This window comes from Streptomyces sp. NPDC001927 (assembly GCF_053594455.1).
Genome location: NZ_JBSFEN010000001.1, coordinates 1005464 through 1017688, shown reverse-complemented (window position 1 = coordinate 1017688; position 12225 = coordinate 1005464). Strand labels below are relative to the sequence as shown.

The following is a 12225-nucleotide window of genomic DNA, read 5'->3' as shown; positions in this document are numbered from 1 at the left end:
GAGTCGCCGTACAGGACCTGAGAAAGGGGTGAGCCCCGGTGCCATGTGGCGCCGGGGCTCACCCTGTTGTCGGGTCGGGTCGGGTCGGGGCGGGCTCAGCCGAAGGCGAGTTTGTCGCCCCAGCCCGAGGAGATGACCGTCTTCACCGGGGCGTTGGTGTTGGTGGTCGACGGGTGGTAGATCGACACGTGCCCGTCGGACTTGAACCGGGCCCAGATGTCCGGGATCCCGTCGCCGTTGATGTCCGGGATGCCGATCGCCGTGTCGACGTTGGCCTCGGTCCAGCTGGTGCCGAAGGGCTCGTCCCCTGCGACGGCGTTGTTGGCCAGCATCAGGGAGTTGAGGTCGACACCGCCGGCCGCGGCGGGCTTGCCGCGGCGCAGGTACATGTTGCCGTTGTCCAGGTTCCGCCAGAGCAGGTCGGCCACGCCGTCCTTGTTCATGTCGGCCAGGTTGACGATGTCACGGCGCGCCCAGGCGTCCGGGTTCATCTGCGTCGCGGTCTTGAAGGCACCACCGGTGTAGCCGGAGAGCACCCAGAACCCCGCCGCGTCGCGCAGCACCACATCCGACAGCTTGTCGCCCGTGATGTCGCCGAGGACCTTCATCTGGATCCAGGTGGACGGCGCCGGCGCGTTCGACGGAAGCCGCACCTTCATCCGCTGCTTGACGTCGAAGGAGCCGTAGCCGTCGCCCGGGTAGAGCCAGAAGCCGCCGTCCGGGGTGCGGGCGAACAGGTCCGTCGTGCCGTCGCCGGGATAGACGTCCTGGTAGTGGCCGATCAGCGCGGCCTTGTTGCCGAGCGTCGAGGCGGCGTCGTACCAGTGGCCCGGCGGGTTGAGCGTCGTCGTGCCGTCCTTGTTCCGGAGGTACGAGGACGTCAGCGCGGCGTACAGCTCGCCGCCCGGCTGGTCCGTACCGGCGACGGGCGTGCCCGGGTACGTCTTCAGCGCGCCGGCGGCGTCGATGACCAGCAGGTCGGGAGTGCCGTCGCCGCCCGTGTCACCGGGGGCGTCGGCGTTGTTCTTCGGCGGGACGTAGGTGGTGTAGTCCGTCCGCTTGCTCGGGTTGCCGAGGTTGTCGTAGGCGTACACCTGGAGGGTGTTGGGCCCCGCGGTCAGCGGCTTCAGGTCCGGGACGAGGGCGACGCCGTTGGCGTCGGCGTTGACGGGGACCGGGGCGACGCCGCCCCAGGCGTACGTGAACCTGACGGCGCCGGGGGACTCGAACGTGATCGGACCGGTCTGGCCGAAGCTCACGGTCGCCCAGGTGGCACCGTCAGGGGTGACCGGCAGCCACACGCCACTCTCGACGACGGGCTGGGACGGTCCGCTCGGGTCGACCGTGATCCGGCAGGGCTCGGTGCCCGGCGGGTACACCGACGAGGTGGCGCCCACCAGGTCCTCGCCCATGGCGTCCCACGAGAAGGTGGTGTTGGTGACGACGCCACTCAGCGCCGGGTCGGTGACCGGGATGGTCACCGTGGCGGTGCCGCCGCTCGGGGCGATCGTGTAGTAGGTGCCGGTCGGAACCGTGCCGCCCGTCTTCCAGAACCGGAACCGGACCCGCTTCATGTTGTTGTCGGGGTCCTTGGCGGTCACCTTCAGGGTGATGCCGGTCTTGCCGACCGTCACGCCCGCGCCGGGACCCGGAGTGCAGGGACCGCCCGGGGTCGAGGTCCCGCTGGTGGGCTCGGACGGGTTGCGGTTGTAGGTGGCCTCGATGACCGCGGAGGTGGCCTTGAACTTGCGCCAGGTCTGCGTGTCGCCCTCGCTCGTGGCCCGCATGCCCAGGGTCACGGTGGAGTGGCCGTTGGTCGTGGCGTACTGGGCCGCGTCCTTGACGTTGAAGTCCTCGTAGTCGTCCGGGCAGGTCGAGCCCGACCCCGGCCAGCCGTGCGCGAAGGACTTGCGCTGGAGCTCGTCGGACCAGCTCGGCTGCGCGCTCCACGTCGTACCGGACGAGATCGGACCGGTGCGCCAGATCTGGAACTCGCGCTTCGTGCAGGACCAGGAGTGGACGTTGAGCACCTTGAAGGTGGCCGCGCTGATCACGGCGCCCTTGATGTTCTTGTCCCAGTCCATGCGCCAGAACGAGCGGGCGGTGCCGTTGGTCTCGTTCTCGCTGCCGACGCGGGCCTCGGAGGTGCCGGAGTTGAAGTTCGTGCCGTTGAAGAAGCTCGTCGTCGGGTACGGCTTGTAGGCCACGGTCCAGGCGTCCCAGCCGGGGTTCAGCGGCGGGTCGACGAACAGCGGGTAGCGGACGCCCTCACGGTCGGCCAGACCGGTGGCGGCGAGGCCGAGCCCCAGGCGGGCGGCGCCGGTGTTCTCGCCGTCCAGGGCGATCGGCAGAGGCGCGGACTGCGCGCCGGGCTCGATGCCGCTGAGGCCGGACAGCTTCAGCACCTGGGCCGGGCTGCCCGTGGCCGTGCGGTTCGGTGTGCCCTCGGGCAGTTCGGGGTCACGGCCGCTGGAGTCCCAGGCGAACGGCGTGGGGATCGAGGCGATCTCCTTGCCGGCCTTGTCCAGGACCTGGACCCGGCTGGCCTTGCGGTCCTGCCGGAAGACGGCGGTGTCCGAGCGCAGCCCGTACGTGACGGTGGCCAGGGCCTTCTGACGGGCCGCCTCGGGGGTCTTGACGATCAGGACCTGGGCCAGACCGCCCTCCTCACGGGCCACGACCAGCAGGTCGACGCCCGGCAGCACCTCGGAGTAGAGGGCGCGGGGGCCGTCGAGCACCGGCTCGGGCAGGGCGCCCGGCCAGGTGTACGCGATGGTGTGACCGCCGCCGAGGTCGAGTTCGGCCAGCACCGTGTCGCCCGGCGTCTCGGCGCGGGCGAACGAGCGGTCGGCGCGGTCCTTCGGGGCGTTGCCGCTCGCGAAGCGGACCGGGGCGGCCGGGTTCACGGGTGCGATGCCGAGGCCCCGGGGAGCCTTGGCGGTTCGCTTGAGGGTGTTGTCGATCGCGGCCCACTCGCCCTTGGCGTTCTTCGCGCGGGTGGGTGCGGCCGTGGTCCGGGTCTTGAACTGCCCGTCGGGCAGCGCCCAGGTCAGCGAGGTGGCGGTGGTGGCCGTGTCGACGAGCACCTGCTTACGGGTGCGCATGGCCTGGGTCATGGCGGTGGCCTCGTCGCGCGGCCCGGTCGAGGCGGGCTTGGCGTCGGTGGCGCGGCCGCCGGCGGTGCTCGGAGACGAGCCGTCGGGCTGCCACCAGGGCAGCAGGGTGGCGGTCAGGGCGGCCAGAACGAGGCCGATGGTCAGGGACAACCGCGTGCGCGTGCGCACGAACGGCATGAGATATCGGGGCGGCGCGGTCACGGCGGTCTACTCCCGTGGGGACCAAGCGGATTGAGGACAGCACAGACAGCCCCGTACGGCAGGCCGCGGGGCAGAAGGCGCGCACACGATCACACATGCGAAGGTTCCCGTCCACGTGTGACGAAGTTGTGAATTCGTTATGCGAATTCGGAATCGATGGGAGGACGTGTCAACTTGGTCCGATTAAGGGCTTTTACCGGACCCTATTGACTGTCATCTGTCGAAGTAGCAGGTATGTCTGATGCGCCATCAGCGGAATGTCTCTGATCCGTTCTATCCCGTGATGCAGATCACTTTTCGCGGGATTCCCGGCTTCCGGTAGATCTTGAACTCTGCGGCGGACATGACAGAGAGTGCGCACGCACGCGCCTGAGCCACCTGAGCCAGGCGTGTGCTCTTTGGTGTTTTCGCACCTCGTCCGTTGTCTGAATTGCCAGGGTGGGAGTCGGCGCGTATGCGTGCTTCAGGTCCGCTGTCACGGCTGGGGCGAGGACGCCCAGCTTTGACAGAGTCACAACGAAGGCGTCGGCGGCGAAGCCGCACGGCGATCGTTCTCTTGTTGTCGTCGGTGCTGACGGTGACCAGCCTGGGCGGCCAGGCGCTGGCCGTGCCCGGCCCGGGGATGAACCGCGAGGAGGAGGTCGCCAAGGTCGAGCTGCCGGACCTTCCGGAGGCCACCGATGTCGCGGGCGACGATGCCGCCGACAAGGCCCTGACCCTGGCGCCGGAGAACCCGGTCGACCCGTACACCCCGACCGCCACCGCGGCCTGGGCGTCCGGAACAGGTAACGCCCCGATCGCCGCGACCGACGCGCCCGGCACCATGAAGGCGGTCCAGGCCGGCTCGACCGTGCTGCCCGTCGCCATCGGCGTTCCCGAGGGCGGTGACGCCGCCGATCTCGCCGGTGAGTGGACCGTGGGCGTGGCCCCGCAGGAGACCTCGCAGACCGCGGGCGTCTCCGGCGTCATCATGAAGCTCACCCCGCCGGCCACCGTCGACCCGACCGCCGAGGTGGCCGTCAGCGTCGACACCACGGGCTTCGCCGACCTCTACGGACCGCAGGCCGCCGACCGCTTCGGTCTGATGGTGCTGCCCGAGTGCGTCTACTCCTCCCCGACCACCGGCGACTGCGCCGACGGCGGCGGTACGCAGGCGTTGTCCGGCTCCGACGGGGGCCAGGACGTCAAGAACGGCAAGAAGGACTTCCAGCGGCTCCCCAGCACCGTGGAGACCGTGGCGGCCAAGGACGCGCCGACCAGGTCCACGGCTGCGAAGAACGCCAAGACCCGCAAGATCGTGACGGGTATCGTCCCGGTCTCCAGCCTCGTCGGCGAGGGCTTCGTCCCCTCCAAGCCGACGAAGACCTCCTACGCCTCCTACCAGGACGGTGTCCAGCCGGCCGCCAACGCGCCGGCCGGCTCCTCGCTCGGCATGCTCGACACCGGTGCTTCGGCGTCCGGTGACTTCACGGCCTCGCCGCTGCTGTCCTCGGGCTCCTGGTCGTCCGGCTCCTCCTCGGGCGCCTTCACCTACGGGTACCAGGTGCAGGTCCCGGAGACCGCCGGCGGTCTGATGCCGAAGGTCGGCCTGTCGTACTCCTCGCAGTCCGTCGACGGCCGCACGTCGTCCTCCAACAACCAGGCCTCCTGGATCGGTGACGGCTGGGACTACAACGCGGGCTCCATCACGCGTTCGTACGCCAATTGCCGCCAGGACTCCAAGAAGCCCGGGGCCAACAACTCCACGCACCGCACCGCGGACCTGTGCTGGGGCTCGGACAACGCCACCCTCTCGCTCGGCGGCACGACCACCGAGCTCGTGTGGGACGAGACCCAGAGCAAGTGGTTCACCGCCAACGGCGACGGCTCCAAGGTCGAGCGGATCACCAACACGGACCGGGCCAACGGCGCCCGGTTCAACGAGTACTGGGTCGTCACCACGAAGGACGGCATCAAGTACCACTTCGGCATGAACAAGCTGCCCGGCTGGTCCGACAAGGGCACCGCGGACAAGGGCGACGACGACCCGTACACCAACTCGGTCCTGACCGTCCCGGTGTACGGCAACCACTCCGGCGAGGACTGCTACAAGGGTCCGACCACCACGGACTGGACCACGTCCTTCTGCACCCAGGCCTGGCGCTGGAGCCTCGACTACGTCGAGGACGTCCACGGCAACGCCATGTCCCTGTGGTGGCAGAAGGCGGAGCCGAACTACTACGCCCGGAACTTCAACTTCAAGGACCCGGTTCCGTACGACCGCGACGGCTGGCTCGACCACATCGACTACGGCCAGCGCAGCGACAAGATCTTCACGGAGAACGCCCCCGCCCGCATCGGCTTCAAGGTCGAGGAGCGCTGCTACACCGTCGACGGCATCACCTGCTCCGACACCAACTTCGCGTCCCCGGACCCGCGCAACTACCGGCCCTGGTTCGACACCCCGGCCGACCTGCGCTGCGTGGCCGACAAGAAGTGCTGGAACGCGGGCCCGAGCTTCTGGACCCGCAAGCGCCTCGACAAGATCACGACCTCGGCCCAGCGGCGCACCGACACCACCGCCCGCCAGGTCGTCGACGAGTACAAGCTCGTGCAGAGCTTCGCCGCGAACGGTGACCCGGACAACGCCGACCCGCTGAAGACCGGCCCGAACACCGCCCTGTGGCTGGAGTCCATCCAGCGCACCGGCTACGCCCGCAAGGGCACCACCGACGCGAGCGTGAAGCTCAACACGGTGAAGTTCGAGCCCAACGCCGAGGACATGCCGAACCGGGTCGTGAAGTACAACCCGCACCGGCCCGGCTTCTCCCGGCTGCGCGTCGGACGTGTCGTCAACGAGTACGGCGGCGAGACCATCGTCTCGTACAAGCCGGCCGCCGACGGCTGCGCGACCGGCGACCTGCCCCGGATCGTCGAGCAGTCCGGGGAGACCCGCGCGCAGGCCATCGCCCGGATGCAGCCGACGCTGAAGGCGAACAACCGGCTCTGCTACCCCGTGTTCTGGAACCCGGACTCCGAGTTCGAGGACATCGACTGGTTCCACAAGTACGTCGTGGACACCGTCGAGGAGCTGCCGAACATCGACGGCAGCTTCCCCACCAGGACGGAGTACCAGTACAAGGCCCCGGCCTGGAAGCTCGCCGAGGCCGAGTTCACCAAGAAGTCCACGCGCACCTACTCGCAGTTCGCCGGCGTCGAGCAGACCACGACCCTCACGGGTCCGGTCGTCGAGAACACCCCGGACGCCCCCGGCCAGCGCTCCAAGGCCGTCACCCGGTTCTTCCGCGGCCTCGGCGACACCGTGTCCGTCAAGGACATCGCCGGTGTCGAGATCGCCAAGGACGAGGAGCCGTTCGCCGGCCGGATCGCGGAGGAGCTCACCTACCTCGACTCCACCAAGACCGACGCCGAGTGGCTGAGCCGCAGCACCACCAAGCCCGCGGCCACCGAACTCGCCAAGCGCAACCGCGACGACGGCCTGACGCCGCTGCGGGCATGGCGGGTCACGGAGCCGGACGAGATCGCGTACACCCGCTCGTCGGGCACGAACACGGACGACCCGCGCACGCTGCGCACGGTGAAGACGACGACGACGTACGAGTCGACGTACGGGCTTCCGACGCTCGTGGAGTCGCAGGGGGACACCGGGAAGCCCGGTGACGAGTCCTGCACCAAGTCGGAGTACGTCCACCAGACGGCGAAGAACCTGATCGGTCTGAGCAAGCAGGTTCTGGTCTCGCCGACGCTCTGCGTGAACGCCGACTGGAGCGACCTCGGCTCGCTGGCCAGTGCGATGCGCACGGCCTACGACGGCGCGGCGTACGGCACGGCTCTTGCCGCCGACACCCGCGGCCTGGCGACGGAGAGCTGGTCCCTCAACGGCGCCGGCACCGGCTTCCAGACCGACGGCACGCGCGGCTTCGACGCCGTCGGTCGAGTGGTCAAGCAGACCGACCCGGACCAGCTGGCCAAGCCGACCCCGAAGTCCTCCACGATCACGTACGAGCCCATCGGTCCGGCCACGGGCCAGGTCTTCAAGGTCACCACGACCAACGTGCTCGGTCACAGCCAGATCATGGAGCTGGAGCCGGGCCGTTCCACCACGGTCAAGACCACGGACACCAACGGGCACGTGAGCGAGGCGCTGTACGACCCGCTCGGCCGGCTCGCCGAGGCCTGGGCCCCGGGCCGTACCCCCGGCTCGGGGGTGCCGGACTTCCGGGCGGTCTACTCGATTCCCCTGGAGACGACCGACCCGGACGACCCCAATCTCAAGATCCGCAAGCCTCCGTACGTCACCACCTATGCACGTGGCTACGAGGACCGGATCGAGACCTCCGTCACCCTCTACGACGGCCTCGGCCGCGAGCGGCAGACGCAGGAGGAGGCCGACAACGAATCCGGCTGGCTGATCACCGACACGCTGTACAACAACTCCGGTGAGGTCTACCAGACCAACAACGCCTACCTGACCCAGGAGTCGACGCCGGGAGCGCTGTTCAGCCCGCTGTCCGACACCGCGGTTCCGAACATCACGCGCTATTCGTACGACGGACTCGGTCGCGTGACCGAGGAAATGCCGTACATGAAGTGGATCGACCCGGACACCACGGAGTCCTACTCCAAGGCGTACCCGGACCGGGCCGTCCGTTACGAGTACGGCGAGGACTGGTCGAAGGTCGTCCAGCCGCAGGGCGACTCGTCCTACCGGGTCTGGACCGACGCGACCGGCCGCACGCTCCGCACGGACACCTTCAACCCGGCGGCCCCGGGCGGATTCACGTCGACCCGCTACGGCTACGACGCGAAGGGGCAGGTCGAGAACGCGACCGCCTCGGCCGACCCGACGCACCCGTGGTCCTGGACCTACGACCATCGCGGGCGGGCGCTGACCGTCACCGATCCGGACGCCGGCACCACGCGCAACACCTACGACAACCGTGACCGCCCCCTGACGGTCACCAATGGCCGTGGCACCAAGGTCTGGAACGGCTACGACGAGCTGTCGCGCCCCAAGGAGCAGCGACAGGACAGCTCCACGGGCAAGCTCCTGGCCGGCTTCACGTACGACAGCGCCCCGGGCGGCAAGGGCATGCCCGCCACCGCCACCCGCTACACGGACGACCTGGCGTACACGCAGAAGGTCAACGGCTACACGCGGGACTACGAGCCGATCTCGACCACCCTGTCCCTGCCGCAGTCGATCGCCGATACCTGGGGTCTGCTGAAGGACTACACGTACGAGTACAAGTACTCCGACAACGGCATGCTGGACGAGTTCACTGTTCCCGCGGTGGGCAAGTTCGCGAGCGAGAGGATGGTCGTCCGCTACAACAAGGACGGCCAGCCCCTCTCGATCTCGGGCAAGGACTGGTACGGCTCCGAGATCACCTATGACGCGTACGGTCAGATGCTCCGCTCCACGCTCGGTGCCCAGCCGTACCGCGTGTGGACGCAGAACGCGTTCGACGAGTCCAGCGGTGAGCTCACCGATCAGTCGGTCTACCGCGAGAAGGGCGCCAACGACCCCCTCACCGACAAGAGCGTCGTCGGCGGCAACCTCGTGTCCAACCGGGCGTACACCTACGACCCGGCCGGCAACGTCACCTCGATCCAGGAGAAGTCCACCGGGATCGAGGAGCGGCAGTGCTTCTCCTACGACCCGCTCGGGCAGCTCAAGTCCGCCTGGACCTCCAAGGACCCGGCGACGAAGGGCTGCACCACTCCGAAGAACGCCGACGGCACGCTCAATGTCGCCGCCGGAGCGGACACCTCGGGCTACTGGCAGGAGTACGAGTACGACCTTCTCGGCAACCGCACGAAGCTGACCGAGAGGGACCTCAGCGGCGACACCAACAAGGACGCCACCACCACGTACGAGTACGGGGTCGGCGCGGCCAAGAGCCAGCCGCACACGCTGACCAAGGTGTCGAAGACCTACGCCACCCCCGCGGGTGCACAGGTCAAGGCAGAGGCCACGCGTCTGTACGAGCTGACCGGCGAGACGAAGTCGATCACCTCGATCGAGAACGGTGACAAGCAGGAACTGACCTGGACCTACGACGGCAAGGTCGATCGGATCACCGGCGCGGGCACCGGCGGCAAGACCCCGTACGTGGGCCTGGCCGACAAGTGCCTGGACCTGAAGTCCGGAGCGGGGGCCGCCGGTCAGCCGATCCAGCTCTACAGCTGCAACGCCTCGGTGGCGCAGAACCTCAAGTTCACGCCGACTCCGAAGCCTGTCAACGGGACGCAGAACGACCCCAACCGGGGCACTCTGTCGGTCTACGGCACCTGGTGCCTCCAGCCGGCCTCCAACGCGGCCGGGGCGGCGGTCCAGATCCAGAAGTGCGGCACCACCGCCGCGCAGGTGACCGCCCAGGAGTGGCGACGCAACGCGAACGGACAGCTGGTCCACGTCGATTCGACCCTGTGCCTGGCGGTTCAGGGCGCGAACTCGGCCAGCGGCACGCCGATCGTCCTGACGACCTGTAACGGCACGTCGTCCGCACAGCTGTGGTCGCCGCAGAACGACACCCGTCACATCTACGGTCCCGGCGGAGTGCGTCTGCTGACGGTCAAGGGCAAGCAGGCGACGCTGCACCTGCCCGAGGCCGAGGTGACCGTCCAGCAGGGCGGCGTCCTGGTCAACACCCAGCGCACCTACTCCGTCCCGGGCGGTGCGGTCATGCGCTACGCCTACGGCACCGGCTCGGAGATCCTGGTCGCCCAGACCGGAGACCATCAGGGCAGCGCGTACGCGGAGGTCGCCCTCAACGGCGGCATGTCCGTGCGCATCCGCAAGCAGGACCCGTTCGGCAACGAGCGCGGCACCTTCGGTGCCAACATGCAGAACCACAAGGGGTTCCTGGGCCAGACCAGGGACGACGCCTCCGGCTTCCAGCCGCTGGGCGCCCGTCTGTACGACCCGGTTGTCGGACGCTTCCTGTCGGCCGACCCGGTGCTCGACCTGAACGACCCGCTGCAGTCCAACGGGTACAGCTACGCACACAACAACCCGGTCACGTACTCCGACCCGACCGGTCTCGCGATCAGCCTGACCGCCTCGGAGAAGGCCGCGGCCCTCGCCGGCGCGGGTCTGTCCGCGGCGCAGGTCGCGCAGGCACAGGCGACCATGGGCAAGTCCCTCACCTCGGTGATTCTGGCCGTGGCGTGGGAGACGCTGAAGGACTTCATCGGCATCAACGACGCCATGGCGTGCTTCGGCGGTGACATGTGGTCCTGCGTCAGCATCGTGGTCGATGCCGTCCCGTGGATGAAGCTCGGGAAGATCCCGTCCCTCATCAAGGCGGTCAACCGCACGATCGACGCCATCCAGGCGTTCAAGGCCGCCAAGCGGGCCGCGGAGGCGGTGCTCAAGGCCGCCAAGGCAGCTGAAGCGGCAGCCTTGAGGGCCAAGAAGGCCGCCATCGAGAAGGCCAAGAAGGAGGCCGCGCAGAGAGCCAAGAAGAAGGCCGCCGAAGCAGCCAAGAGAAAGGCCGACGCCGCGGCCGCCGCGAAGCGGAAGACAGGTAACCCGACTCACAAGCAGGCCCAGGCCAAGGCGGCGCCCAAGTCCTCTTCCTATCCGAAGGCCGGCAAGGGCGGCGGAAGCAAGGGTTCCGGGGGTGGTGGCGGCGGCAAGTCCGGCGGTTCCTCCCGCAGCAACGGAGGCACCAGCGGAGGCGGCGGTTCCGGGAAGGCCGGAGGCGGCGGCTGCAACAGCTTCGTGCCCGGCACGAAGGTGCTGATGGCCGACGGTTCCACCAAGGCGATCGACGAGGTGAAGATCGGCGACAAGGTCGTCGCGACCGACCCGAAGACCGGGGAGACCCGTGTCGAGACGGTCACGGCCGAGATCAAGGGGCAGGGCCTCAAGCACCTGGTGAAGATCACGATCGACGTCGACGGCAAGGCCGGAGCGAAGACCGCCCAGGTCACCGCGACCGACGGTCACCCGATCTGGGTCCCCGAGCTCGGCGACTGGATCAAGGCCACCGACCTGAAGTCCGGTCAGTGGCTCCAGACCAGTTCCGGCACCCGTGTCCAGGTGGCCGCGGTCCAGCGCTGGACCGCGCAGGACACCACCGTCCACAACCTGACCGTCTCCGACCTCCACACCTACTACGTGGCGGTCGAGGACACTTCGGCCCTTGTGCACAACTGCAACGGCTGGTTGGACGACCATGCCGACTCGTGCCGATGCGACGGCAGCGGCAGTGATCCGAACGCGGTCCTCGAAGGCCAGGGAGCCGCGGACGACGCCTGGGACGCACACGAGTCCGCCCAGCGGGCGTCGGACGACGCCGCCGACGCGGCCGATGACGCGGTTGAGGCTGCGGAGGAGCTCGACGGCACTACGAAACACCTCATCGACCGCCTGAGGGATCGAGAGCTCTCGGCGGAGACGGCGCGTGCGGTGCTCGCGCAGACTCCGTTCTCGTACTACCACGAAGGCCAGTACAAGCTCGGTTACTACGACCCGAAGTCCAAGGTGTTCGTCGCCAAGACAATCGATGGCAACATCAATACGGTGATGGTCAACGTCCAGCCCGACTATGTTGAGCGACTCAGGGCGGCAGGACCCGGTGGAGGAGGGGGTGGGCGTCGCAGCCGATGACGGAGCTGAGAGTCACCTACGACAGACAGGCCAATGCGGCGTACGTGTACTTCGTCGACCCGCAGACACGTCCGCGTGTGGCGCACATGTACCCGTGCGATCCGATCGACGTCGACGGCATGATCAATCTCGACTTCGACAAGGACGGACGCCTCGTGGGCATCGAGGTGCTGGCGGCTGACACGAAGCTTCCCCAGTACCTGATCGATGCGGCGGAGCGCCTGGACGAGTAACGAGGTCAGGCATCCATGAGGAGCCCCCGCCCGGCAATTGCCGGGCGGGGGCTCC

General features: G+C 68.5%; 3 protein-coding genes. 2 read left to right on the top strand and 1 reads right to left on the bottom strand.

Annotated elements, in window-relative coordinates; all coding sequences use genetic code 11:
* Positions 1–95: 95 nt before the first annotated feature.
* Entirely contained in the window at positions 96–3293 is a 3198-nt protein-coding gene (locus ACWCO8_RS03920; protein ID WP_451030896.1) for a DNRLRE domain-containing protein, read from the bottom strand.
* 646 nt (positions 3294–3939) lie between these two features.
* On the opposite strand from ACWCO8_RS03920, the gene ACWCO8_RS03915 reads away from it, so the two are divergent.
* Both ACWCO8_RS03915 and ACWCO8_RS03910 read left to right on the top strand, forming a co-directional pair.
* Complete coding sequence (locus tag ACWCO8_RS03915; protein WP_451030895.1) at positions 3940–11937, top strand: ricin-type beta-trefoil lectin domain protein; 7998 nt, start codon at positions 3940–3942, stop codon at positions 11935–11937.
* On the top strand, positions 11934–12170 hold the full coding sequence (locus ACWCO8_RS03910; RefSeq protein ID WP_451030771.1) for a DUF2283 domain-containing protein: 237 nt from the start codon (positions 11934–11936) through the stop codon (positions 12168–12170). Before ACWCO8_RS03915 ends, ACWCO8_RS03910 begins: the two co-directional genes overlap by 4 nt.
* The last annotated feature ends 55 nt before the right edge of the window (positions 12171–12225 follow it).